General features: G+C 74.2%; 22 protein-coding genes. 9 read left to right on the forward strand and 13 right to left on the reverse strand.

Annotated features, from left to right (window positions below):
* Positions 1–69 precede the first annotated feature (69 nt).
* Together murJ and EV378_RS35455 are read left to right on the forward strand one after the other, a co-directional pair.
* The gene (gene murJ / locus EV378_RS21975) at positions 70–1,866 is read left to right on the forward strand and encodes a murein biosynthesis integral membrane protein MurJ (protein ID WP_132429222.1); all 1,797 of its coding nucleotides are present in this window, start codon (positions 70–72) and stop codon (positions 1,864–1,866) included.
* Positions 1,867–1,903: 37 nt separating this feature from the next.
* Entirely contained in the window at positions 1,904–2,062 is a 159-nt protein-coding gene (locus tag EV378_RS35455) for a hypothetical protein (protein WP_165922420.1), read from the forward strand.
* A gap of 67 nt (positions 2,063–2,129) precedes the next feature.
* Here the strand turns inward: EV378_RS35455 and EV378_RS21980 are convergent, their stop codons facing one another.
* Positions 2,130–3,239, reverse strand: coding sequence for a PA containing protein (locus EV378_RS21980; RefSeq protein WP_132429224.1), 1,110 nt, complete (start codon positions 3,237–3,239; stop codon positions 2,130–2,132).
* A 151-nt stretch (positions 3,240–3,390) separates the two neighbouring features.
* Here EV378_RS21980 and EV378_RS21985 point away from each other — a divergent pair, with 151 nt between their 5' ends.
* Complete coding sequence (locus EV378_RS21985) at positions 3,391–4,497, forward strand: adenosine deaminase (protein ID WP_243653696.1); 1,107 nt, start codon at positions 3,391–3,393, stop codon at positions 4,495–4,497.
* A 41-nt stretch (positions 4,498–4,538) separates the two neighbouring features.
* On the opposite strand, the gene EV378_RS21990 is transcribed toward EV378_RS21985, so the two are convergent.
* Positions 4,539–5,801, reverse strand: coding sequence for a primosomal protein (locus EV378_RS21990; RefSeq protein WP_132429228.1), 1,263 nt, complete (start codon positions 5,799–5,801; stop codon positions 4,539–4,541).
* Positions 5,802–5,995: 194 nt separating this feature from the next.
* A complete protein-coding gene (locus EV378_RS21995) occupies positions 5,996–6,232 on the reverse strand; it encodes a hypothetical protein (protein WP_130292286.1) in 237 nt (78 codons plus the stop codon).
* Positions 6,233–6,626: 394 nt separating this feature from the next.
* On the opposite strand from EV378_RS21995, the gene EV378_RS22000 reads away from it, so the two are divergent.
* The 3 genes from EV378_RS22000 to upp are packed head-to-tail and all read left to right on the forward strand — an operon-like array spanning position 6,627 to position 9,809.
* Positions 6,627–7,538 carry a haloalkane dehalogenase gene (locus tag EV378_RS22000; RefSeq protein ID WP_132429230.1) on the forward strand — a complete coding sequence of 304 codons (912 nt, stop codon included), beginning with the start codon at positions 6,627–6,629 and terminating at the stop codon, positions 7,536–7,538.
* A complete protein-coding gene (locus EV378_RS22005) occupies positions 7,535–9,154 on the forward strand; it encodes a hypothetical protein (RefSeq protein ID WP_207908824.1) in 1,620 nt (539 codons plus the stop codon). The genes EV378_RS22000 and EV378_RS22005 overlap by 4 nt, the downstream gene beginning before the upstream one ends.
* Positions 9,155–9,185: 31 nt before the next feature.
* Positions 9,186–9,809 (forward strand): uracil phosphoribosyltransferase, encoded by a 624-nt coding sequence (gene upp, locus EV378_RS22010; protein ID WP_132429232.1) that lies wholly within the window; start codon positions 9,186–9,188, stop codon positions 9,807–9,809.
* A gap of 4 nt (positions 9,810–9,813) precedes the next feature.
* On the opposite strand, the gene EV378_RS22015 is transcribed toward upp, so the two are convergent.
* From EV378_RS22015 to EV378_RS22035, 5 genes are all read right to left on the reverse strand, one after another.
* The gene (locus tag EV378_RS22015; protein WP_132429234.1) at positions 9,814–10,272 is read right to left on the reverse strand and encodes an SRPBCC family protein; all 459 of its coding nucleotides are present in this window, start codon (positions 10,270–10,272) and stop codon (positions 9,814–9,816) included.
* Positions 10,273–10,274: 2 nt separating this feature from the next.
* On the reverse strand, positions 10,275–10,730 hold the full coding sequence (locus tag EV378_RS22020) for a flavodoxin family protein (protein ID WP_132429236.1): 456 nt from the start codon (positions 10,728–10,730) through the stop codon (positions 10,275–10,277).
* Positions 10,730–12,322 carry a phospho-sugar mutase gene (locus EV378_RS22025; protein WP_132432520.1) on the reverse strand — a complete coding sequence of 531 codons (1,593 nt, stop codon included), beginning with the start codon at positions 12,320–12,322 and terminating at the stop codon, positions 10,730–10,732. Before EV378_RS22025 ends, EV378_RS22020 begins: the two co-directional genes overlap by 1 nt.
* A 130-nt stretch (positions 12,323–12,452) precedes the next feature.
* A complete protein-coding gene (locus EV378_RS22030) occupies positions 12,453–13,253 on the reverse strand; it encodes a purine-nucleoside phosphorylase (RefSeq protein WP_132429238.1) in 801 nt (266 codons plus the stop codon).
* Between the two features lie 27 nt (positions 13,254–13,280).
* Entirely contained in the window at positions 13,281–15,050 is a 1,770-nt protein-coding gene (locus EV378_RS22035; RefSeq protein ID WP_243653697.1) for a serine/threonine-protein kinase, read from the reverse strand.
* A gap of 365 nt (positions 15,051–15,415) precedes the next feature.
* Between EV378_RS22035 and EV378_RS22040 the strand changes: the two genes are divergently transcribed.
* The gene (locus EV378_RS22040) at positions 15,416–16,621 is read left to right on the forward strand and encodes an amidohydrolase (RefSeq protein ID WP_132432522.1); all 1,206 of its coding nucleotides are present in this window, start codon (positions 15,416–15,418) and stop codon (positions 16,619–16,621) included.
* A 195-nt stretch (positions 16,622–16,816) separates the two neighbouring features.
* On the opposite strand, the gene EV378_RS22045 is transcribed toward EV378_RS22040, so the two are convergent.
* Positions 16,817–17,266 carry a gamma-glutamylcyclotransferase family protein gene (locus EV378_RS22045; RefSeq protein ID WP_132429242.1) on the reverse strand — a complete coding sequence of 150 codons (450 nt, stop codon included), beginning with the start codon at positions 17,264–17,266 and terminating at the stop codon, positions 16,817–16,819.
* A gap of 136 nt (positions 17,267–17,402) precedes the next feature.
* Between EV378_RS22045 and EV378_RS22050 the strand changes: the two genes are divergently transcribed.
* Positions 17,403–18,806, forward strand: coding sequence for an NAD(P)H-quinone dehydrogenase (locus EV378_RS22050; protein WP_132429244.1), 1,404 nt, complete (start codon positions 17,403–17,405; stop codon positions 18,804–18,806).
* 1 nt (position 18,807) lies between these two features.
* On the opposite strand, the gene EV378_RS22055 is transcribed toward EV378_RS22050, so the two are convergent.
* The 4 genes from EV378_RS22055 to EV378_RS22070 form a co-directional block, all read right to left on the reverse strand.
* Positions 18,808–19,632: an ESX secretion-associated protein EspG gene (locus EV378_RS22055; RefSeq protein WP_165922421.1), complete on the reverse strand. Its 825-nt coding sequence runs from the start codon at positions 19,630–19,632 to the stop codon at positions 18,808–18,810.
* Positions 19,625–21,721 (reverse strand): hypothetical protein, encoded by a 2,097-nt coding sequence (locus EV378_RS22060; protein ID WP_132429248.1) that lies wholly within the window; start codon positions 21,719–21,721, stop codon positions 19,625–19,627. Before EV378_RS22060 ends, EV378_RS22055 begins: the two co-directional genes overlap by 8 nt.
* Complete coding sequence (locus EV378_RS22065) at positions 21,718–22,053, reverse strand: WXG100 family type VII secretion target (protein WP_132429250.1); 336 nt, start codon at positions 22,051–22,053, stop codon at positions 21,718–21,720. The genes EV378_RS22060 and EV378_RS22065 overlap by 4 nt, the downstream gene beginning before the upstream one ends.
* A 174-nt stretch (positions 22,054–22,227) precedes the next feature.
* Entirely contained in the window at positions 22,228–22,719 is a 492-nt protein-coding gene (locus EV378_RS22070; protein WP_207908825.1) for a hypothetical protein, read from the reverse strand.
* Between the two features lie 366 nt (positions 22,720–23,085).
* Here EV378_RS22070 and EV378_RS35965 point away from each other — a divergent pair, with 366 nt between their 5' ends.
* The gene (locus EV378_RS35965) at positions 23,086–23,766 is read left to right on the forward strand and encodes a thermonuclease family protein (RefSeq protein WP_243653698.1); all 681 of its coding nucleotides are present in this window, start codon (positions 23,086–23,088) and stop codon (positions 23,764–23,766) included.
* Positions 23,767–23,786: the final 20 nt, after the last annotated feature.

Raw genomic sequence — 23,786 nt, forward strand, 5'->3', positions numbered from 1 at the left:
TGTGGTGCTCCGGTCGGCCGTGCGGGTCGCCGCCGACGTCGTGGCGCCGGTCGGGCACGATGGTCGACGATGCGTGACGAGCGACGGCCCGCGGTCTCCCCGGCACCCCCCGTGCACGGGGGCCCCGTCGGGCGCGGCCCGGTGCCGCCGGAGTCGGCCGAGGAGATGACCCGGCCGATCCCGAACCCGGTCCGGCCGAGCACCGAGACGACGGCACCGATCGAGCCGGTCGTCGACGCGGGCCCGTCCGGTGCGTCCGGCGGCGAGCAGGCCGGGTCGCTGGTGCGCTCGTCGAGCCTGATCGCGATCGCCAGCCTGGTCAGCCGCCTCACCGGCTTCCTGCGCAACCTCGCGATCGTCGCCGTGCTCGGCCTGGCCGTGGTCAACGACTCCTACACGGTCTCGAACACGCTGCCCAACATCGTCTACGAGCTGCTGCTCGGCGGCGTGCTGACCAGCGTGATGATCCCGGTGCTGGTCCGCGCCCAGCAGGACGACACCGACGGCGGCGAGGCGTTCACCCGGCGGCTGCTCACGGTCGTCGGGGCCGGGCTGCTGGTCGCGACGCTGATCGCGATGGTGGCCGCGCCGCTGCTCACCCGGCTCTACCTGGGCTCCGGCGACTCCGGACAGGCCGACCCCGCGCTCGCGACGGCGTTCGCCTGGCTGCTGCTGCCGCAGATCTTCTTCTACGGCATGGGCGCGCTGCTCGGCGCCGTCCTGAACTCCAAGCAGGTGTTCGGCCCGTTCGCCTGGGCACCGGTGCTGAACAACGTCGTCATGCTGCTGGTGCTCGGCGTGTACGTGCTGGTGCCCGGCGAGATCTCCACCGACCCGGTCCGGATGGGCGACCCGAAGCTGCTCGTCCTCGGGCTGGGCACCACGATCGGCATCGTCGTGCAGGCCGTCGTGCTGCTGCCGTCGATGCGGAGGATCGGCTTCCGGTACCGCCCGCTGTGGGGCTGGGACCCGCGGTTGTCGACGGCCGGCGGAATGGCGCTGTGGATCGTCGGCTACGTGCTGGCCGGGCAGGCCGGGTACATCGTCACCACGCGGGTGGCCGCCGGCGCGGACGCGGGTTCGGTGTCCACGTACTCCAACGCGTGGCTGCTCCTGCAGGTCCCGTACGGCGTCATCGGCGTCTCGTTGCTGACGGCGCTGATGCCGCGGATGAGCCGCGCCGCCGCGCAGGGCGACACGAACCAGGTGGTCACCGACCTGTCGCTGGGCGCGCGCCTGTCGACGGTCGGCCTGCTGCCGATCGCCGCGCTGCTGACCGTGTTCGGCACCGAGCTGGGCGTCGCGCTGTTCTCGCTCGGCGCGGGCAGCGGTTCCGGGGCGTCCCGGCTCGGCGCGACCGTGGCCGCGTCGGCGTTCGGCCTGCTCGCCTACGCCGTGACGATGTTGCAGCTGCGTGTGTTCTACGCGATGACCGACTCGCGGACGCCGACGCTGATCCAGGTCGGGATGATCGTGGTCAAGATCCCGCTGCTGCTGCTCTGCCCGGTGCTGCTGGAGCCGGAGCAGGTCGTGCTCGGTCTCGCCGCCGCGAACGGGCTGTCGTTCGTGGTCGGCGTGCTGATCGGGCAGTGGCTCCTGTACCAGCGGCTCGGGCACATCCGGACACGCGAGGTCGTCGTGACGCTCGGCAAGACGCTCGTCGCGTCCGTCGTCGGTGCCGCGGCCGCGTGGGGCGTCGGCAGGGGGCTGGACGCCGCGTGGCTGGCCGACTGGCCCGCCGTCGGTCGCGCGTGGACGCTGCTCGTGATCGGCACGCTCGTCGCGCTGCCGGTGACCCTGCTCGGCATGCGCGTGCTGCGGGTCAACGAGCTGGACGCCGTGTTCCGGCGGTTCTCACGTCGCTGACGCGCCGTGCGCCGCACCCGGGCGTAGCGTCGTCGCCATGCTGCGTCTGCTTCTCGCACTGCTGATCGTCTGGGTGGTGCTGGCCGTTCTCGGATTCGTGATCAAGGGCCTGTTCTGGCTCGCGATCGTCGGCATCGTGCTGTTCCTCGTCACCGGCGGCTGGGCGGCCGTGAAGGGGCGCGCGTCGACCCGCTAGGGGGCACTGGACACACGAACGCCGCGACCCCTGGTGGGAGCCGCGGCGTCCGCGGGTGACTCGGTGCCTACTCGTCCGGGTCGTCGGTGACGACGTCCACGGCGGAACCGTTCGTGCCGCTCTTCACGGCGGCCTTGGAACGGCTCGAGCGGCGCTGCGCCGGGCGCGGCGGGGGCGGCGGCTGCTGCGGCTGCTGGTACTGGGCGCCACGCCCCATGATCAGCTCCGCGAACGTGGCCATCGCCTCGTCCAGCTGGCCGGCGCTGCGGCGCTCGGACTCCTCGTTGGCCTTGGCCACCAGCGCGCTCACCGACGTGGTGTCCGGGCGGGTGCGCAGGGCCTGGTCCAGCTCGCCGAGCTTGGAGTCGACCGAGCCGCCGAGCTCGCCCAGCTTCGTGTCGACGGAGCCGCCCAGCTCGCCGAACTTGCCGTCGATGCCGCTCTCCACGGAGTCCAGCCGGTCGCCGATCTGCTCCAGACGCGCCGTCAGCGCGTCCAGGCGCTCGGTGAGCGCGTCGAACGCCGGCGTCGGGTCGACGGCCGGGCGCGCCGACAGCTCCTCGAGACGGCGGTGCAGGCCGACGCTGGTGTCGCCCAGCAGGTTCCGCAGGCCCTCCCCGGTCTCCTCGAACGAGTGCGTGGCGGCATCGAGCTGCTCCTTGACCTGGCGCTCGACGCCCTCCACCCGCTCCTTGATCGGGGTGGCGACAGCGTTCGGCATCGCGTCCAGGCGCATCTCGTGCCGGTCCAGACGGTTGTCCAGGTCGTCGAGGCGCTTGTGCAGCCCGCCGAGCCGGTCGTCCAGGCCGTCCATCCGGCCGGACACGCCCTCCAGGCGCCCGCCCATCCCGTCGAGGCGCCCGTCGAGCTGGGCGATCGGCTTGGCCAGCTTGTCCGGCAGCGACTCGATCGCGCGGGTGACCGCGCCGAGCGTGACCTCCTGGTTGTCCAGCTTGTTCACGGTCTCGTCGAGCCGCTCGGCGAGGACGCTGATCTCGGTCCGGTCCGGGATCTCGGTCAGCTTCTTGCGGACCGTCCCGATGGCGTCCAGTGCCGCCAGCCGGGCGTGGATCTCGTCCAGGGAGTCGAAGATCTGCTGCTGCTCGCTGTCACGGATCTCGGCCGCGCGCATGAGCATGCCGCGCATCCGATCGAACGAGAGGTTCGTGTCGCTCATGGCATCTGTGCGCTTCCTCTGAGCCAAGTGGGGAGTACCCAGAGGGTAGCGACTGCCGTCCGAGTATCGACGGACGGTCATGCATTGGGCCGTCCGGGGCATCCGACCAGCACCGACAGGACCGATCGTGATCGTATCCTACGGTGCGCTCGTGCCTGTTGCGCTGAACGACGACACCGTCCGGTCCGCTCCCAAGGTCCTGTTGCACGACCACCTCGACGGAGGGCTCCGCGTGGGCACCGTCATCGAGCTGGCCGACGCCGCCGGGTACCGCGACCTGCCCACGACCGATCCCGCCGAGCTCGGCCGTTGGTTCCTGGGCGCCGCCCACTCCGGCTCGCTGGAACGCTACCTGGAGACGTTCGGGCACACGGTCGCCGTGCTGCAGACCCCGGACGCGCTGTCCCGCGCCGCCGCCGAGGCCGCGGAGGACCTCGCGGCCGACGGCGTCGTCTACGCGGAGGTGCGCTTCGCGCCGGAGCTGCACGTCGAGAACGGCATGGACCTCGATGGCGCCGTGCACGCGGTCCTGGAGGGATTCGCGGTCGGCACCGCCCGGGCCGCGGCGGCGGGGCGGACCATCCGGGTCGGCTGCCTGCTGACGGCCATGCGCCATGCCGCCCGCTCGCGTGAGATCGCCGAGCTGTCCGTACGCCACCGGGACTCCGGTGTGGTCGGCTTCGACATCGCGGGCGCCGAGAAGGGTTTCCCGCCCACCCGGCACCTGGACGCGTTCGAGTACGTCCGCCAGCAGAACGCCCACGTCACGATCCACGCCGGCGAGGCGTTCGGACTGCCGTCGATCTGGGAGGCCGTGCAGTGGTGCGGTGCCGACCGGCTGGGGCACGGCGTGCGGATCGTCGACGACATCGAGTCGGGTGGGCGGGGAGACGACCCAGCTCAGCCGCCGCGCCTCGGGCGGCTGGCGGCGTGGGTGCGGGACAACCGGATCCCGCTGGAGATGTGCCCGACGTCCAACGTGCACACCGGGGCCGCGACGTCGCTCGCCGACCACCCGATCGGTCTGCTCGCGCGGCTGCGCTTCCGCGTCACCGTCAACACGGACAACCGGCTGATGTCGGACTGCACCATGACGAGCGAGATGACCGGCCTGGCCGACACGTTCGGGTACGGCTGGGACGACCTGCAGTGGTTCACCGTGAACGCGATGAAGTCGGCGTTCATCGGCTTCGACGAGCGGCTCGCCCTGATCGAGAACGTGATCAAGCCGGGGTACGCGGCACTGCGCGCGGACTGATCCGCCGGCTCGGTGCGGCCGCAGCTCCGCCGGCTCCGTGCTCAGTGCCTGCGCAGGCGCGCCTGCAGCCCCCGGACCAGCTCGCCCCACCGGGCCGCCTCTGCGTCGAACGGCGGGGTCGGCGCCAGGCGGGCCGGGTTCGGACGGACCACGAACGACACGAGCCAGCCGAGCGGGTTCGCCTCGGCCAGCGCCTCGGACGCGTCGTCGTCGCCCGCCCAGTCGCCGACGTCCTGCAGCAGCTCCACGGCGAGGTCGAGCTGGACCGGGTCGATGTCCAGCTCGCCGCTCGCGAGGTCGTCACCGATGCCGGTGAGGACGTAGGTGTTCATGTCCTCGACGGTCGCGTCCAGATCGCCGGTCTGCGCGGCGTCCAGGACCTCCTGCCACGTGGCGACGGCCGACAGGTCGGTCCCGGCGATCGTCTCGTCCGGGTCGGCGAGCGCCCGCACCAGTGCGCGCTCGGTGCCGTAGACGTCGATCCGGCCGTCGGAGCCGAGGAACACCGGCTTGTCGTCGAGGTAGCAGCGCAGGGTCACGCCCTCGCCGTCGGACGTCTCGATCCGGATCGGGTCGATGCCGACCTCGGCCCAGAAACCGGTCGGGCCGTCGGCCTCGTCGTCGTCGGCGTCGTCGACCGTCTCGTCCTCGATCTCGGCGTCGTCCGCGTCGTCGTCGGCGTCGCTCGCGAGATCGTCGGCCTCGGCGAGGGCCTCGGCCTCGGCGCGCGACTTGTCCAGCGCGCCGGCGTCCACGTCGGGCGTGGCGACGAGCTCGTCCAGCGCGTCGACCACCTCGTCCCAGCGGGAGCCGATCGTGTCCGAGAGCGCGGACCACTGCTTCAGGCCCTCGCGGCCGGCGAACGCCACCGATCCGCGGCGCAGCAGCTCGAAGCCGGGCTCACCGTCGAGGATGCCGGTGACGTCCGTGAGATCGCAGACGTCGGCGATCGACCGGACGATCGCGATCGTCTCGTCGAGCTCGCCGACCGTCCACTGGTCCGGGTCGCCCGCGGCGATCTCCGGCAGGCCGACGACGTCGAACCGGTGCTGGTCGTCCGGGGTCAGCTCGCCGACCGACAGGCTCGGCACGGTCGGCCACGCGGGATGGTCGACGAGATCGTGTTCGCGCGCCGTGCGGACGAACGCCGCGAGCGCGGCCACCTCGTCGAACGCGAACACCGAGTCCTCGTCGCCGAGGAAGGCCTCCCACTCCTCGCCGTCCTCCCGCCATCGGGGGGCCCACAGGGTGACGACGTCCCCCCGGGTGAGGGCGAGCTGGATCGGCACGATGTCGCTTGCCACACGCCGAGCCTAGCGTCGCCCCCCGACAGCGCTGCGTGCCGCCGTCCCCTCGGGGCGGGACGACGGCACGGAACGGGTCGATGCCGGCCGGGGCCGGGACCGTCGGGGCGGTCCTCCGACACCGAGGCCGGAACTCCGGCCGGGCGTCACGACGGATCGGGGTCCGCCGCGCACGCCGGCCGGCACGTCCGTGGTCAGGCCTGGCTGTGCAGTCGGACGACGCCGATCGAGACGTCCTCGAGTCCCCCGCGGTCGAAGTCGCGACGCAGCTGGTCGGCCTTCACCGTCGCGGTCATCCCGTCGAACGGCCCGTGTGCGTCCACCTCCCCGGTCTGCGGGTCCACCGCCAGTACGACGTATCCGTCGCACTGCGTGAGCCTTTCCGCCGCAGCGATCAGTGTCGCCTCTTCGGAAGTCGTGTTCTCCGGCACCGGATCACCTCCTTGTCTTCTAGTACAGCGTCGGCGGCGCTCCGGATGTGACACCGTTTCGGCCATACCACCCGTTCGGGTCAGGTGAATCCCGAAATCGGCGACCTTGAGTGCTGTCCGGATCACTCGTTGCGGATCGTCATGCGATGGGGTGAGCGTTACGCGTCCGGACCGACACTGATCGTCATCTCTCGGCCGTCCGTGGATCCGGTGTCACGCAATGCCTGCGGGTGTGATCCGGGCGCCACCCGGGCGGACCAGGCGGCGCGGCGACCGGGGTTGGCGCTCACTCGTCGGGGTCGACCGCTCCGACACGGTCGGTGAACCCTGACACTCACCCGTGTCAAGGTCCGCGGCGGGCCGGAACGGGGCCGAGGATGTCAGGATCTGCGGCATGCGCGTGCTCCGCACCCCCGACGAGCGCTTCGTGGGTCTGCCCGGTCCCCTGCCCGCACCGTCCTACGCCGACGTGCCCGACGGCGACGGCGGGACGCTGCGGATGGCGTGGGTCGCCGACGGGCCGCAGGACGGGCCGCCGGTGCTGCTGCTGCACGGCGAACCGACCTGGTCGTTCCTCTACCGGACCGTCATCCCGGTGCTCGCCGCCGCGGGGTTCCGGGCGATCGCGCCGGACCTGGTCGGCTTCGGCCGCTCGGACAAGCCCGCCGAGATCGGCGACCACAGCTACGCGCGACACGTCGAGTGGACGCGCGCGCTGGCGTTCGACGTCCTCGGGTTGGAGCGGGTGACCGTTGTCGGCCAGGACTGGGGCGGGCTGATCGGGCTGCGGCTCGTCGCCGAGCACCCGGAGCGGTTCGCGCGGGTGGTCGCCGCGAACACCGGCCTCCCGACCGGCGACACCGACATGCCCGACGTCTGGTGGGCGTTCCGGCGGGCGGTGGAGAAGGCGGGCGCGGCCGGGACGCTGGACGTCGGGCGGCTCGTCGCGTCCGGGTGCGTCCACCCGATGTCCGACGACGTCCGGGCCGCCTACGCGGCGCCGTTCCCGGACCTCTCGTACGCGGCGGGCCCGCGGGCGATGCCGCTGCTCGTGCCGACCGCGCCGGACGATCCGGCGAGCGACGCGAACCGCGCGGCCTGGGACGTGCTCCGGGCGCTGGAGATCCCGGTGCTGTGCCCGTTCTCCGACTCGGACCCGATCACCGGCCCCTGGCGGGCGCTGCTGGCCCGCGAGCTGCCCGGCGCGGCGGCGCGGCAGCATCCGACGATCGCCGGTGCCGGGCACTTCCTCCAGGAGGACGCCGGGCCGGAGCTCGCCGCGGCCGTCGTGGAGTTCGCCAGGTGACCGGCCTCGGGTCCGAGCCGTGGGGGTTCACGGCGGCGCCGCCGTCGCGCACGACCGAGCACGACGCCGGGTGGGGCGTCGAGACGCCGGGCCGCTACCTCGACCTGGTGCCGACCCGCCGTCGTCTGAACTGGCTCTCGCCCGTTCCACTGTGGATGTCGCGCAACGACCGGGTGGCCGGATGGTTCGGCGACCCCACGGACGAGGTCCGCACGGCGTGGCTGGAGCGGATGAGCACGCACCCCGACCCGGCCCGGGACCTGGACACCCGTGTCGTGGACCGGTTCGCCGGACGCGACCGGATCTCGGTCGCGCTGCTCGGCGACCCCGGCGAGGGCGACGCGTCGCAGTACGTCGTCGTGCCGGTGCTGGAGACCGTCGCGGGCGGCGGGCACGGCTGCGACCTCGCCGTCGTCGTCAGCGACGTGATCTACCCGGCGGGCGGGGTGGACACCTACGCCGACCACCACCACCGGGCCTACCGCGACTACCGGGCCCCGATCTACGGCCTGCCCGGCAACCACGACTGGTACGACGACCTGCTCGGCTTCATGGCCGTGTTCTGCGGCCAGCCGCCGGACGGCGGTCCGCCGACGGTCGCCGGGCCGGGACCCGGATGGCGACGGGCACTGCGCAGGCTGACCTGGCGACGGGCGCCCCGCGCGTCGCAGACCGATGTGGACGCGATCCGCCGCGAGTACCGGCCGCATCCGGACCAGCAGGCGACCCAGCCCGGCCCGTACTGCGCGGTCGACGCGGGCCCGGTCCGGCTGGTGCTGATCGACACCGGGCTGCACGGCGGCATCGACGCGGACCAGGCCGACTGGCTCCGACGGGTGTCCTACGAGGACTCCCGGCCGAAGATCCTGCTGACCGGCAAGCCGTTGCTGACCTACGCGAGGTACCAGCGCTGCGAGGTCCGCGACCCGCGCCCCGGCGGCCCGCGCTCGGTGGACGAGATCGTCACCGACCCGGCGGCCCGCTACCTGGCGGTGATCGGCGGCGACGACCACAACTACCAGCGCTACCCGGTCGACCTCGGTGACGGCCGGACGCTGCTGTACCTGGTGGCGGGTGGCAGCGGCGCCTACATGTCGGCGACGCACACGATCCCGAACCTGGACACCGTGCCCGATGTGGACGTGGCCGAGGAGGGCTTCCGCTGCTACCCGCTGCGCGGTGACTCGCTGGCGTACTACAGCCACCGCTACGACCGGATCCTCGGACTGGGGCGCGGCCTGTTCGCGCTGACGCCGGTCGAGGCGACCAGGCTGGTGGCCAAGCGGCTCGGGATGACGCCGCCGCGGGGGAGGGCGGGCACGGTGTCGTGGATCAAGGAACGCATCGCGGACGTGATCTACCGGCTGCCGACGCGCGGCTCGGCGCCCGGGCACAACCTGATGTCCGTGCTGTTCGACGGCGACAACCCGCCGCTGTTCAAGTCGTTCCTGCGGCTCGACGCGACGGCGGACGAGGTGGTGCTCAGCCTGTGGAGCGCGACCGGGAGCCGGGAGCACGAGCAGCGCCCCGCGGCCGAGGACGTCATGCGGGCGCGTCGGGACTCCGACGGCCGGTGGACCTGGACGAGCGAGACACCGGGCCGCGCGACGCCCTGAACCACCGCGTCCCTGAACTACGCTGCCCGCCATGGACGTCCGCGTCGTCGACCACCCGCTCGCTCGCGCCCGGCTGTCCAGCATGCGCGACGCCCGCAACGGCAACGCGACGTTCCGCGCCGCGCTGCGGGAGCTCACGCTGATGCTGGTCTACGAGGCGACCCGGGACGCCCCGCTGGCCGAGGAGCCGCTGCACACGCCGGTCGCCCGGACCGTCGGTCACCGGCTGGCGACGCCGCCGGTGCTGGTGCCGGTGCTGCGAGCCGGGCTCGGCATGGCCGACGCGGCGCTGGACCTGATCCCGGAGGCCCAGATGGGCTTCGTCGGGATGGCGCGGGACGAGACGACGCACGAACCGGTGCCCTACATGGAGTCGCTGCCGGACTCGCTCGTCGGGCGTCCGGTGTTCGTGCTGGACCCGATGCTCGCCACCGGCGGGTCGATGGTGCACACGATCGAACTGCTCACCCGCCGCGGCGCCGACGACGTGACCGCCCTCTGCGCACTCGCCGCCCCCGAGGGGGTCGCCCGCCTGCGGGAGAGCGGCCTGCCCGTCTCGCTCGTGACGGCCTCGGTCGACGAGCGTCTGAACGACTCGGCGTTCATCGTCCCCGGCCTCGGCGACGCGGGGGACCGCCAGTTCGGCGCCGTCTGAGCACCTACCCGCTCTCGGCGACGGCCCTGATCCGCTCCAGCGTCTCGCGCATGTTGCGGTCGTTCGTCTTCGTGCGGGCACGGCCCGCGATCGCCGAGTAGATCTTCAGCAGCGGGTTCTCCTCCAGCCGGAAGGACTCGGTGACGTCGGTGCCTCCGGCGGCCGGCTCGAAGCGGTAGTGCCAGTGGTTGATCTCGCGACCGCCCGGACCGAGCACGACGAACCCGAACTCGCGGCCCGGCTCGTTGTGCGTCACGCGGCAGACCGTCCAGTACATGGGTCCGCGGCCGTTGCGCTTGACGTGCCCGCGGAACTTCGCGCCGACGGCAGGGCCGGTCGCACCGCCGAGCCACTCGGCCTCCAGGGTCTCCGGTGAGAACCGGCCGGTGTTGCGGACGTCGGAGACCAGGTCCCACACCTTCTCCGCCGGCGCGTCCATGTGGACGGTGACCTGTCCCTGCATCTCTACTCCTCCATCAGCCCGGCCGCGACCGTCGCGCCGAGCTCCCAGCAGGCCTCCCGGGCGGCCGCGTCGGGCGCGCCGGTGACCTCGACCGGGGCCGCGACGGCCGTCCAGCCCATTCCGTCGGTGATCGTCCGGACAGCCGTGACCGCCCCGCTCGTGTCCGACCCGCCGTGCACCCACACCCCGTACGGCAGCCCGCGCGTGTCGTCTCCGCAGACGTAGAAGACCTGGTCGAAGAAGTGCTTGAGCGCCCCGGACATGTAGCCGATGTTGGCAGGGGTGCCGAGCAGGATCCCGTCGCAGGCGAGCAGGTCCGACGCGGTCCCGGCCAGTGCGGCGCGCGACGTCACCTCGACGCCGGTGATCTCCGGGTCGTTCGCACCCCGCTGCACCTCGGCCAGGAGTTCCGCGGTCGCGGGCGACGGGGTGTGGTGCACGATCAGCAGGCGGGCCATCAGGGTTCATCCTGCAGGAGATCGTCGATCTCGGCGCGTAGCGCGGCGAGGACCTCATCGGCCCGCTCCCGTGCGGTCGCCAGATCGTCCACACCGGACGGCTGCTCGACGACCTCGAGGTAGGCCTTCAGCTTCGGTTCCGTCCCGGATGGACGGACGACCACGCGAGCCCCCTCCCGTCGCAGACACAGCACGTCGGGCGCCGGCCGGTCGACGTCCCAGCCGGGTGGGGGAGCGTCGCGCAGCCGGGCCACGGCCGCATCCCGTACGGACGGCTCCATCCTCGACGAGAGACCTTCGGTGCGGTGCACGCCGTGCGCGACGGCGAGCTCGTCGAGCCGGTCGTCGACGGTGGACCCGGCCGTGCGCAGGGAAGCGGCGAGGTCGGCGGCGAGCACACAGGCGGCGATGCCGTCCTTGTCGCGCACGGCGTCCGGGTCGACGCAGTAGCCGAGTGCCTCCTCGTAGCCGTACGCGAGCCCCGGCCCGCCGCGCACGATCCACTTGAACCCGGTCAGTGTCTGCGCGTAACGCGCGCCGTACGCCGACGCGACGGCGCCCAGCATCGACGACGAGACGACCGTCGTCGCGACGAGAGGATCACCGACGTCGCCGGAGACGGCGCCGTGGCGCAGTAGGTGGTCGGCGAGCAGCACGCCGGTCTCGTCGCCGCTCAGCATCCGCCACGTCCCGGACCGGTCCGGGACGCCGAGCGCGCACCGGTCCGCGTCCGGGTCGAGTGCCACGGCCAGGTCCGCCCCGGTGTCCGCGGCCAGTGCCAGCACGGCGTCGGTGGCGCCGGGCTCCTCGGGGTTGGGGAACGCGACCGTCGGGAACGACGGGTCCGGCGCGGCCTGCGATGCGACGACCCGCACGTCGTCGAACCCGGCTCGGGACAGCGCGTGCACGCACGTCTCGCCGCCGACGCCGTGCAGCGGGGTGAGCGCGATCCGCAGCCCCCTGCTGCCGGTGCGCGGCACCCGGGCCACGCGGTCCAGATAGGACTCCGTCACCGGCTCCACGGCCGCGACCGGCGCCACCGGGATCGAGACGGCGGCCGGCATCGCCGCGATCGCCGCCTCGATCTCGGCGTCCGCAGGCGGGACCAGCTGCGCGCCGTCGTCGAGGTAGACCTTGTAGCCGTTGTCGGCCGGCGGGTTGTGCGACGCGGTGATCTGCACGCCGGCCACCGCGCCGAGGTGCCGGACGGCGAACGCGAGCACCGGGGTCGGGACGGCGCCGTCGAGCAGGCGGACGTCGAACCCGGCGGCGGCGAGGACGCCGGCCGTCGCCGCGGCGAACTCCGGGGACCCGAACCGCGCGTCCCGCCCGACGACGGCGGTCCCGCCGCGACGACCGGACGCGACGAGCCAGTGCGCGAGCCCGGCCGTCGCGCGTCGGACGACGGCCACGTTCATCCCGGACGGACCCGCCCGCACCGGTCCGCGCAGCCCGGCCGTGCCGAACCGCAGCGGTCCGGACATCCGGTCGGCGAGCTCGTCGACACCCGGGCCGCCGGCCATCGCCGTGGCCAGCAGGCGCTGCAGCTCGTCCCGCGTGGACGGATCCGGGTCGTCGGCGATCCAGCGCATCGCCGTGTCCCGCAGGGACGGGGTCAGGCCGGCCACGGCCGCGCCCGGTCCCGCCGGTGATCGCCGGTTCGGCAGCGCGCGCGGACGGATCTGTCCGGATCCGCTGCCGGACCGCCGATCATGGCAGCGCTCACGCCTTCGCCAGCAGCTCGCGCAGCAGCTCGCCCATCCGCGTGGCCGCCACGCGACCGGCCTCGAGGACCTCCTCGTGGTTCAGCGGCTGCCCGCTCATCCCCGCGGCCAGGTTCGTGACGAGCGAGATCGCGCCGACCTCCAGTCCCTCGGCGCGCGCCGCGATCGTCTCCAGCACCGTGGACATGCCGACCAGGTCCGCACCCATGCCGCGCAGCATCCGGATCTCCGCGGGCGTCTCGAAGTGCGGGCCGGGCAGGCCCGCGTAGACGCCCTCGACGAGCGACGGGTCGATCTCGCGGGCCAGACCGCGCAGGCGGGGGGAGTACGCATCGGTGAGGTCGACGAACCGGGCGCCGGTCAGGGGGGAGCGCGCCAGCAGGTTCAGGTGGTCGGACACGAGCACCGGTTGGCCGACGGAGAAGCCATCGCGGATCCCGCCCGCCGCGTTCGTGAGCACCACGGTGCGACAGCCCGCCGCGGCCGCCGTGCGGACGCCGTGCACCACCGGCTCGACACCGTGTCCCTCGTAGAGATGGGTGCGCCCGAGCAGGACCAGCGCGCGCCGGTCACCGACCGGGATCGAGCGGACCGTGCCGTGGTGCCCGTGCGCCGACGGCGGCACGAAGCCGGTCAGCTCGGCCATCGGGATCTCGACGGCGGCCTCGCCGATCACGTCGGCGGCCGGACGCCAGCCCGACCCGAGCACGACGGCGACGTCGTGGCGGTCCGTTCCGCTCGCGCGGGCGAGGTCGTCGGCGGCGCGACGGGCCAGGTCGTCGGGCTCGGGGGAGCTCATGGGGCCACCCTAGTGTCGGCGACCCGTTCAGCCGGTCGCGCGGAAGTCGTCGGCGAGCCCCTCGAACAGGTTCGACGAGATCGATTCCGACCGGCTGCCGGGCACGGTCAGGGAGACGGCCCAGACGCTCCCGTCGCGGGCCGGGACGATCCGCAGCCACATCGTGCGCCGCTGCGGGCCGTCGGCGGTGCGGACGACCATCTGCTCGGTCCCGGACGGAGGTGTGCCGTAGCCCGCGGTGGTCGCCGTGTCGACGCCGAGCGCCTGCGGGTTCAGGTTGTCGGTGACCTCGCGGGCGGATGCCGCGCTGCGGACGGCGAGCTCCTCGCTGCCGTCCGGGCTGACGTAGCGGACCACGGTCGGGGCCCGCCCGCCGTCCCAGCGGAACTGGGACCACGCCTCCGGCACGGACACGGTGAAGCCGAGCGGGTCGGGGCGGGGGACGCGGTGCGCGCGGTCGGTCGTCGCGGTCACCGTGCTGAACGCCTCCTGCCCGGCGACGGTGCGGACGGCAGCGTAGCCACCGACGGCGCCGAGCAGGATGATCAGTGCGCCGCCGATCACCAGGGGGATCGCGGTGAGCACGCCCATCCGCTTGCGCGGGGCGGCCGGTGCGGGCCGGACGGCCTGCGGGGCCGGCTGCGGGCGTACCGGTGGCGGTGGGGCCGGGTAGTGCCCGGTGGCGCGGGGGCCCTGGTCCGCCGGTGCCGGGAACCCTCCGGGCAGCGGTCCGGGATCGGAGGACAGCGGTGCCGCCGCCTGCCCCGGCTGGGAGGACGCGACCCGGTTCGGCCCGCTCGCGTCCGGCCGGGCGGGTGACTCGGGCACGGCGCGTCCGCGCAGCAGCGACCGCGTCGCACGACCGCGCGACGGGCCGGACGCCGCGCTCGGCGGAGCGACGTTCGGCGGCACCATGCCGGTGACCGTCGGGACGTCCGGCGATCCCGGGAAGATCGGATCGCTCGGGTCGGCCAGCAGCGGGCTCAGCCGGACGCGGACCTCGTCGAGCGGCATCCGCCCGGCCGGCTCCTTGACCATCAGGCCGGCGATCACGTCGCCGAGCGGGCCGGGGTCGGACACCCGCGGCACCGTGCCGTCGACGACCTCGGTGAGCGTGCGGACCGGGTCGCCGTCCACGTCGTACGGGGGCCTGCCCTCGACGGCCGCGAACAGCGTCGCGCCCAGGCCCCAGAGGTCCGCGGCGGGCGTCACCGGCTGGCCTGCGGCGACCTCCGGCGCGATGTAGGCGGGGGAGCCGAGGACGAGGCCCGCCGACGTCATCGGCGCGTCCGACTCGTTGCGGGCGATGCCGAAGTCGGTGAGCTTGATCCGCCCGTCGTCGGAGATCAGGACGTTGCCCGGCTTGACGTCGCGGTGCGTGATGCCGGCTCGGTGCGCTGCGCGCAGCGCCGCCGACGTGCCGTAGCCGACGACGGCGGCCTGCGACCGGTCGAGGCGTCCCAGCTCGGTGATCGCGGTCGCCAGGTTGCGCGACGGGACGAGCTCCATCACCACGAGCGGGTCGCCCTCGGCGTCGAGCACGTCGAACACCGTGACGACGTTCGGGTGGGACAGGCCGGCCAGCGCCCTGGCCTCGCGCATCATCCGCTCGCGGAGCTCGAGCTCCTCGCCCGCCGGGATGCCCTCCGGGAACTTCAGCTCCTTGATCGCGACGCGGCGCTGCAGCACGTCGTCGAAACCGGACCAGACGGTGCCCATGGCTCCGGAGCCGAGCGGACCGTCGACGCGGTAACGCCCGGCGATCTGGCGCTGCACCTCGCCACCCGGAACGGACACGGGCCTCATTGTTCCAGCCGCCGTGCGCGGCGCGGTCGGCCCCGGGTCCGTGGTCACGAGACGTCGGACACGGGTGACGCACGGTCAGATCACGAACGGGACATCCGCGAGGCGACGAGCGGCCGTTACGCCCGTTCGTCGCCCCAGGGGATGCCGCTCGGCACGGACCGTTTCTCCGTCCGCAGCATCCCGGCGACCCCTCGCCGCGCGTATCGCGATCGGAGCGGATTCGAGTGGAACACCGCCGGACGGGTGAGCACCATGACAGGAGACACACACCCGCGAGGCATGTCGTGACGAGGTGCCCGCCCGACGCTCCGGAGGTCCAGGTGACTGCGCTGCAGGACCGTGCCGACCCGTCCGTGATGGCGGACGTGCCGGTCGTCGACCTCGGCGCCGGGTCGGGTCCTGCCTGGCTGGACGCGTGGGTCGGGGAGAACCGCGGACGGGTGGTCGGCTGGCGCCGCGCCATCCACGCCCAGCCCGAGCTCGCGCGGTGCGAGGAGCTGACCACCAAGCGCGTGTCCGAGACGCTCCTGCGCGCCGGCCTCGAGCCGCGGACGCTGCCAGGGGGCACCGGTCTGGTCTGCGACGTCGGCCGCGGCGAGCCCCTCGTCGCGCTGCGTGCGGACATGGACGCGCTGCCGCTGGCCGAGCAGACCGGCCTGGACTTCGCGTCCACCGTCCCCGGCGTCGCGCACGCCTGCGGGCACGACGCGCACACCGCGATGCTGCTCGGCGCCGGCCTGGCGCTGGCCTCGGCGCCGTCGCTGCCCGGCCGGGTCCGGCTGCTGTTCCAGCCCGCCGAGGAGGTCCAGCCGGGCGGCGCGCTCGACATGGTCGCCGACGGCGTGATGGACGGGGTGCGACGCGCGTTCGCCCTGCACTGCGACCCGCGCCTGGAGGTCGGGAAGCTCGGCACCCGGGTCGGCCCGATCACCTCGGCCTGCGACCTGCTGGAGCTGCGGCTCACCTCGCCGGGAGGGCACACGTCGCGCCCGCACCTGACGGCGGACCTCGTCGAGGCGCTCGGCCTGATCGTCACGCAGCTCCCGCTGCTGCTCACCCGGCACGTCGACCCGCGCTCCGGCACGGTCCTGACCTGGGGCGCGGTGCACGCGGGCGAGGCGGCCAACGCGATCCCGCAGACCGGTCTGGTCCGCGGCACGCTGCGCACCGCCGACCACGCGACCTGGACCTCGCTCGAGGAGACGATCCGCTCGCTGGTCGCCTCCGTGCTGGCGCCGACCGGCGTCGGATACGTCCTGGACCACGTCCGTGGCGTGCCACCGGTGGTCAACGACGCGTCGTCGACCCGGATCCTGCGCGACGCGGGCATCGCCGTCGGCGGCGAGCAGGCGGCGGCCGACACCGAGCAGTCCAGCGGCGGCGAGGACTTCGCCTGGTTCCTCGAGGAGGCGCCGGGTGCGCTGGCCCGCCTCGGGGTGTGGCCGGGGGAGGGTCCGAAGCGCGACCTGCACCAGCCGACGTTCGACCTGGACGAGCGGGCCATCCCGTTCGGCGTCCGGGTCCTCGTGCAGTCGGCCCTGGCCGCCCTCGCCGAGGCCTGACCGCCGGCGTCACCCCGGCCCGTTCCACCCCACCCCATCCGTCCCGAACGAGGGGCACCTTCGAGCAATCTGATTGCCCGAAGGTGCCCCTCGTTCGGTGTGGACGCGCGACCCTTCGTGAACGAAGGTGCCGTTCGTTCGGGGAGAGGGAGGTGGCGCGGCGAGGCGGGTGGGCCGGCGCCGGGTGCGGGCGGGTCAGCCGGACTTGCGGCTGGGGCGGCTGCGGAGGTCGTTGACGTAGTCGTCAGGGGCACCGGCGGACTCGGCCGCGTCGGCCAGGACACCGAGGTACCTGGCGCTCGGCTGGCCGCCCTCGTACGCGTTGAGCACGTAGATCCAGGCCAGGGCGCTGCCGTCGAGCGTGGCCACGCGCAGGCGGAGCTTCTTGTGCATCCCCATCTCGCCGCCCTCCCAGCGGTCGAGCTGGGCCTCGTCGTGCTCCGGCACGTCGTAGAGCACGACGAACACCTGGGAGCCGGGCTCCTCGACGACCGTCGAGAGCGCGCCCTCCCAGGTGTAGTCCTCACCACCGAACGTCAGTCGCCAGCCCTGGAGCCACCCCGTCCCGGCCATCGGCGAGTGCGGGGCGCGCTCCTTCATCTGCTCCGGGTCCATGTTCGACCCGTAGGCGGCGTACAGCGGCACGGGCGCCAGGGTAGACGCTCACCCGTCGGTCGCCTCCTCGGCGCCCGTGCGGTGCAACGCGCGTACGGTGACCGCGTCCCGTCCGGCGCCGAACGGCGACCCCGCCCCGTCGTCGAATCCTGGAGGAGATCTTCCCGTGACCCACATCGTGATCATGGGCGGTGGACCGGCCGGGTACGAGGCCGCGCTGGTCGCGGCCCAGCACGGCAGCGAGGTGACCGTCGTCGAGCGCGACGGCATGGGCGGTGCCTGCGTCCTCGACGACTGCGTGCCGTCGAAGACGTTCATCTCCTCGGCCGGGGTCCGGGTCGACCTGCACCGCGCCGAGGAGCTCGGCGTGCTCGTCGACCGCGGATCGTCCCGTGTGGACCTTCCGGCGGTGAACCGCCGGGTCAAGGCGCTGGCGCAGGCGCAGTCCGCGGACGTGCGGGCCCGCGTCGAGCACGAGGGCGTGCGGATCATCAACGGCACCGCACAGTTCAGCGGACCGGCCTCGGCGCGGGCCGCGCACGGTGTCACCGCGACGCACGCCGACGGCACGGTCTCCGAGCTCGTCGCCGACGTCGTGCTGGTCGCCACCGGCGCGACGCCGCGCGTGCTGGACAGCGCCCGCCCGGACGGCGACCGGATCCTCGACTGGCGCATGCTCTACGACCTCGACGAGCTGCCCGAGCACCTGATCGTGATCGGGTCGGGTGTCACCGGCGCCGAGTTCGTGTCCGCCTACGTCGAGCTCGGCTGCGAGGTGACGCTCGTCTCCAGCCGCGACCGGGTGCTCCCGACCGAGGACCAGGACGCCGCCGCCGTGCTGGAGGAGGTGCTCGCCGAGCGTGGCGTGCAGATCCTGCCGCGCTCGCGGGCCGAGTCCGTCCGGAACACCGGTGACGGCGTCGAGGTCACGCTGTCCGACGGCAGCACGGTCACCGGGTCGCATGCGCTGATGACGGTCGGGTCGGTGCCGAACACGACCGACATCGGGCTGGAGAAGATCGGCGTCGAGACCGATCGGGGCGGGTTCATCCCGGTCGACCGCGTCTCACGGACGTCGGAGCCGGGCGTCTACGCGGCGGGTGACTGCACGGGCGTGTTGATGCTGGCGTCGGTCGCGGCGATGCAGGGCCGGATCGCGATGTGGCACGCGCTCGGTGAGGGGGTCGCCCCGATCCGGTTGCGGACGGTGGCGGGCAACGTGTTCACCCGCCCGGAGATCGCGACCGTCGGGATCGGCCAGCGCGCGATCGACAGCGGGGAGACGGCGGCCCGGACCGTGATGCTGCCGCTCTCGACGAACCCGCGGGCGAAGATGCGGGGTCTCAGGCGGGGGTTCGTCAAGTTGTTCTGCCGGCCCGCGTCGGGCGTCGTGATCGGCGGCGTGGTCGTCGCGCCGGTGGCCAGCGAGCTGATCCTGCCGATCGCGATGGCCGTGCAGAACGGGCTCGACGTGGACGACCTGACGAACACGTTCTCGGTCTACCCGTCGCTCTCCGGGTCGATCACCGAGGCGGGCAGGCAGCTGATGCAGCACTCCGACCTGGAGTGACTCAGGTCCGCGCGATCTCAGCGTCGGCGTCGTCGAGCAGGTCGGTCAGCAGGGCGTGCAGGCCGCGGTCGTCGACCGGGGCGAGCGTCGACCAGTCGGTCCCGTCGCCCGCGACGGAACGGGTGAGGCGGTAGCGGCCGACCGGGGTGTCCAGCACGGTCAGGTGCGACAGCGGCCGGTGCGGGCTGCCCCAGCGGTCGTGGACGACGGCCGCGACCTGCGCCCGGCCGCCGGACCCTCCGACCAGCCGCGCGACCAGGGCCGTGTCCTCCGGCGACAGCGTGTCCCGGGTGGACGGTCCGGTGACGACGCCGTCCGGGGCGGGTCGGCCGTCGGTGGTGGCGACGACGTCCGCCAGCACGTCGGTCGGCAGCGACACCGCGCGTCCGCGTCCTGCGGCGCGGTCCGGCATCGTGGTGCGGACGGCGTAGGCGGGCGTGCCCGCCGCGTGCAGCTCGACCCGGCCGTCGCGGCGTACGGCCAGCGCGCCGTCGCCGTCGCGTTCCGCGGCGAGAGCCCGCACCGGTCGTCCGAACCAGCCGCGCAGCTCGAGCTGCCGACGGGGCGCGGCGAGCAGGCCGAGCAGACGGGCCGGTCCGGGCGCCGGGCCCGTGAGGTCGGCCAGCCCGCGGCGGCGCAGGCCGTCCCGTCCGGCCGCGACGATCCGGGCCCGCTCGGCCCGGGTGCGGCCCGGCGACGGCAGGCGCAGCACGACCGGGGTCGGTCCCAGACGCAGCTCGTCCCACAGCACGTCGAACTCGGCCTCGGTGAGTACGTGGTGGACCGGGGTGGCCGGGAACGTCGCGACCCGCGGCTGCTCAGGCACGGTGCCGCCACGGGTCCTCCGGGCGCAGCACGGCAGGGGCGGCCGACAGACCGGACGGCAGCTCCGCCGGCGCAGGCGGGTCGACGGCGTCCGGGACGTCGGCCCACGACGTGTCGTCCGGGTTCTCGACGGCGTGCTGGTCGACGATCATCCGCCACGCAGGCACCCGGTCCGGGTCGCCAGAGGGACCGGGGCCGGAGGACTGTCCGAGCGTGACGCCGGAATGGCCCGCCGCGTGTGCGGGCGTCCCCGCGGCCGCCGCGCCGACGGGCATCGGCATGCCGGGCGGGAGTCCGGGCCCGGACCCTGTCGGCGAGCCGGGACCTGCCGCCGCGCCGGCGGGCGGGACCGTTCCGGTGGGTGGGACGTGGCCCGCCTGCCCGCCTGCCGCCGCGTGGCCGGGCAGGAGCCCGTGCTGCCCCGCGCCGAGGGCTGACGGATCCGGGGCCGCTGCGGTGTGGCCGCCGGGTGTCCCGACCGTCCAGCCGGCACCCGTCGTGGGGCTTCCGGGAACGGCGACGTGTGCCGCAGCCGCGCCGGGTGCGGTGCCGCCGTTCGGGGCGCCGCCCGCTGCGACAGCGCCGCCGGGTGCGCCACCCGCCGACGGGGTCCCGCCGGGTCCGCCGCCGCTCGGAGCGGTGCCGCCGGTCGTGCCGCTGCCGGATCCGCCCGCGCCGACCCCGCCCGGGCCGGACCCTCCTGCGCCTGCGCCGGCTCCGGTCCCGCCGGCCGAACCGGTCCCGCTGGTGCCCGACCCGCCGGTGCCCGACCCGGTCGCGTGCCCCATCGCCCCCGCGGTGCCGGGGTCGCCGTGGATCGCCGCGTGACCGTGTCCACCGGTAGCCGTGACCGCCGAGGCCCCGGACGGTGCCGCGAGGGCCGACGAGCCGGCCCCACCCGCGCCGGTGCCGCTTCCCGGCCCGGACGACCCGGTGCCGGACTGCGCCGACCCGGACCGGTCGGTCCCGTCGGCTCCGGACGCCTGTGTCGTGGCGGTGGTTCCGTCGCCGGTGGTGCCTCCCCGCTCGCGGCGGCTGTTGGTACCGGTCCCGGACCGACCGCGCTGGCCACTCGTCAGATGACGGCCGGACGGCGGCCGGTGCTGCGCGCCGGACGTGCGCACACCCGGTGCGGCGGCGGACCCGGCTCCGTTCGTCCCGGACGACCCGGCCGTACCCGGAGATCCGGACCCCGCCGTCGCGGCCGGGGGCGGAGTGCCGCCCTGCGCACCGGGCGCGCTTCCCGGACGGACCGAGGCATCCGGCCCGGAGCTGCCTGCACCCGGTGCACCACTCCCCGGTGCGGCAGAGGCCGATGTGGACGGTCCGGCCGACGGCGTCGATCCGGCCGGGGACGCCTGAGGACCGGTCGGACGGACCGCATCACCGGAGGCCGGCGCCGAGCCGGAACCGCCACCCCGCCCGGCCGCACCGGCGAGACCGGTGGCGCCGCCCGCGACCGCACCGGCGGCGGTCGTCCCGGACGTCTGCGCCGCAGGAGGATCCGCAGCCTGCGGCGCGGAACCGGCCTCGCCAGGGGCACCCGCGACCGCCCCGCCGACGGCGACGACGACGGGCGGCGACGGGCAGCCACCGAACGACGCGGCGACCACGAGGCTGTCCTCGCCGTAGCGCGTCATCAGCTCCGCCGCACGCTGCGCCCCGTTCGTCGCGGAGACGTCGGACGCGGCCCAGTCGGAGAGCAGGGCCTGCCCGGTCGGGGCGACGTCCGGTGGCCCCGGCTCGGACGGCGGTGGCATCCGGGTGCGCAGCTCGGCGGCGAGCCCGGCCTGCTCGCCGAGTCCGTCCGCGGTGCGCTTCGCACCGTCCGCGGCGGAGCCGGTCCAGGACGCGAGCCGGGTCAGCCCGCCCTGCGCCCCGTCCGCGGCCGTGCCCTCCCAGCCGGCCGGGAGCGAGCCCGCCCGCGCGCCGAGATCCTGCCGCAGCATCGCGAGCGCGTCGGCCGCCCCGCGCCAGGCCTGCTCGGCGGCGGTCGATCCCTGGCCGCCCGGACCGTCGGCGACCATCCGGTGGATCTCCTGGTGGGTCAGTCCCTCCCAACGCGGTTCGTCACCGGCCGGCCCGGTCATCGGGCGGACCCGAACGAGGACGCCACCGCATCCTCCGTCCCGGCGTACGTCCGTCCGGACGCCCCCATCGAGTCCCGGACCCGGACGAGCTCGTCGCGGTAGGCGCGCAGGGCCGCGACCGCGGCCGACGGCCCGTCGGTACTGCCCCGCGCGTAGTCGGCCGCGGCGCGCGCGCTGACCGGGTCCCCGAGCCACGGCCGGGGTAGCCGGGCGTTCGACTCGAGCGTGCGCAGCGAGGCGTCGACCCGTTCGAGCGCCGCGTCGACGGCGGACCGCAGGCGGGGCAGCTCGTGCGGATCGACGCGCAGGTCGGGGGCGGGCGAGTCGGGCATGAATCCCCTCCGGGCAGTGACGGACGTCGTCACGGTAGGGCCGGGGAAGGCCTCCGGACCCGGATCGCGCCCGGATCCGTTGCGATCGCGAACCGGACGCCGCCCGGACACGACGACGCCCCCGACCGCTCCGGTCGCGATCCGGAACAGCGGGGGCGTCGAGCGTCGAACGCCTCAGGAGGCGGCCAGGACGAGCGTCTCGTCCCGGCAGCCGGAGAGGGTGCAGAGTCCGACCGTGCGGAACCGGGCGTCCAGCTGCGATGCCGGGACGGTGGCCACGAACGGCCACGACCCGGTGAATCGCTGCAGGTACCAGTAGCAGAACAGGTGGTCCGGTTCGTCCGGTCCGGTGACGAACGCCGGCCGGCCACCGAGATCGGAGATCCAGGCGGCGTAGGCGGTCGCGACCGTTGCGGGCGGGCGGGTCGCCCGCCGGGTGCTGAGCCAGTCCTCGGCCCGGCTGCGCCAGTCGCTCAGCGAGGTCGGGTGCAGGCCGGCACCGGGCAGTTCCCGGAGGTTCGCGGTGAACGTACCGATCGGGGCCCCGTCCGCGGTGAACGCGGTCGAGGCCAGGGTGAGCAGGGAGTGCGGGCCCGGGATCGGGCCGTCGGTGTGGATGTGGGTGGTCACGTAATGCGACAACCCCTCCACGAGGGTGGGGGGCATGACGGATCCTGAGTCGTCGAAGGAGTCGATGACGTGCTCGCGGCGTGGCTGTGCCGACGTGACGAGCGGATCCGCGGCGCGGTCGTCCCGCGTGGCGGAATGAACCGGGCCCCGTGGATCGGACACACGGGTGGTCACTGCGTCGCTGTGCAGTTGTTCAGTGCGGTGCGAGGCAGTGGTTCGTACCTGGCGATCGAGAACGGTAAGCGGCGGCCGGTCCCCCGTCAACGCGTTGTCCACAGCCTGTGACACGTTGTGTGGACAGTGCCTGCGCGGTGCGTCACCGGATCGGGGTGTTCGTTACGCAGGGTGCGCAACAAGCTGCGCGACGTAACAATGCGGGCGGCGATCGCGATCTCTGGGTTCATGACCGGACGACACCGACTCCGCCGTCGGCGGGCCTGGCTGATCCCGGTCGCCGGAACCGCAGTCCTCCTCCTGCTCGGCGGCGGTGCGTACGCGACCGGCCTGCTGTCGGCCTCCGCTCCGACGCTCCCGGGGCAGACCGCCGCCGACGTATCGCCGCCGGGGCAGATGGACCGGACCGCGACGGTCGTCGAGGTCGGGGAGGGCGACTCGTTCGTGATCGAGGGCGGCGGCGTCGTGCGGGTGCTCGCCGCGGACTCGTGCGAGATGCGCACCGACGCGGGCCCGGCCGCCCGCGACGACGCCGCGCGTGTGCTGGACGGCGCCACCGTCACGTTGCGGCGCGAGCCGTCCGGACGCGAGGACGTCGACCGCGACGGCCGTCTGCTGCGCTACGTCGAGGTCCCCGGCGTCGGTGATCTCGGGTCGTACATGGTCCAGCGTGGACACACGGCCGCCTACCGGGGCTTCAACGACGCGTCGCCGGCCTACCTGGACAGCCTGCGCGCGCTGGACCGCGACGGCCGCCGCTGCTACACGACGCTCCCGTCCGGACCCCCGAAGGTCGTCCACGCCGACTGTGCCTCCGCGACGGCGGCCGGGGCCGCACCGCTCTACGCGGGCGACCCCGGCTACAGCCGTGAGCTCGACGGCGACGGCGACGGCGTCGCCTGCGAGTAGCTCGAGGTGGGCAGTGCTTA

Source organism: Pseudonocardia endophytica (assembly GCF_004339565.1).
Lineage (GTDB): Bacteria > Actinomycetota > Actinomycetes > Mycobacteriales > Pseudonocardiaceae > Pseudonocardia > Pseudonocardia endophytica.

What these genes read in the sequence shown, in the direction of transcription:
- murJ (WP_132429222.1), top strand. Translation starts at nt 70, where the DNA reads ATGCGTGACGAGCGACGGCCCGCGGTCTCCCCGGCACCCCCCGTGCAC.
- EV378_RS35455 (WP_165922420.1), top strand. Translation starts at nt 1,904, where the DNA reads ATGCTGCGTCTGCTTCTCGCACTGCTGATCGTCTGGGTGGTGCTGGCC.
- EV378_RS21980 (WP_132429224.1), bottom strand. Translation starts at nt 3,239, where the DNA reads ATGAGCGACACGAACCTCTCGTTCGATCGGATGCGCGGCATGCTCATG.
- EV378_RS22000 (WP_132429230.1), top strand. Translation starts at nt 6,627, where the DNA reads ATGCGCGTGCTCCGCACCCCCGACGAGCGCTTCGTGGGTCTGCCCGGT.
- upp (WP_132429232.1), top strand. Translation starts at nt 9,186, where the DNA reads ATGGACGTCCGCGTCGTCGACCACCCGCTCGCTCGCGCCCGGCTGTCC.
- EV378_RS22015 (WP_132429234.1), bottom strand. Translation starts at nt 10,272, where the DNA reads ATGCAGGGACAGGTCACCGTCCACATGGACGCGCCGGCGGAGAAGGTG.
- EV378_RS22020 (WP_132429236.1), bottom strand. Translation starts at nt 10,730, where the DNA reads ATGGCCCGCCTGCTGATCGTGCACCACACCCCGTCGCCCGCGACCGCG.
- EV378_RS22025 (WP_132432520.1), bottom strand. Translation starts at nt 12,322, where the DNA reads ATGCGCTGGATCGCCGACGACCCGGATCCGTCCACGCGGGACGAGCTG.
- EV378_RS22030 (WP_132429238.1), bottom strand. Translation starts at nt 13,253, where the DNA reads ATGAGCTCCCCCGAGCCCGACGACCTGGCCCGTCGCGCCGCCGACGAC.
- EV378_RS22040 (WP_132432522.1), top strand. Translation starts at nt 15,416, where the DNA reads ATGGCGGACGTGCCGGTCGTCGACCTCGGCGCCGGGTCGGGTCCTGCC.
- EV378_RS22060 (WP_132429248.1), bottom strand. Translation starts at nt 21,721, where the DNA reads ATGACCGGGCCGGCCGGTGACGAACCGCGTTGGGAGGGACTGACCCAC.
- EV378_RS22065 (WP_132429250.1), bottom strand. Translation starts at nt 22,053, where the DNA reads ATGCCCGACTCGCCCGCCCCCGACCTGCGCGTCGATCCGCACGAGCTG.
- EV378_RS22070 (WP_207908825.1), bottom strand. Translation starts at nt 22,719, where the DNA reads ATGCCCCCCACCCTCGTGGAGGGGTTGTCGCATTACGTGACCACCCAC.
- EV378_RS35965 (WP_243653698.1), top strand. Translation starts at nt 23,086, where the DNA reads ATGACCGGACGACACCGACTCCGCCGTCGGCGGGCCTGGCTGATCCCG.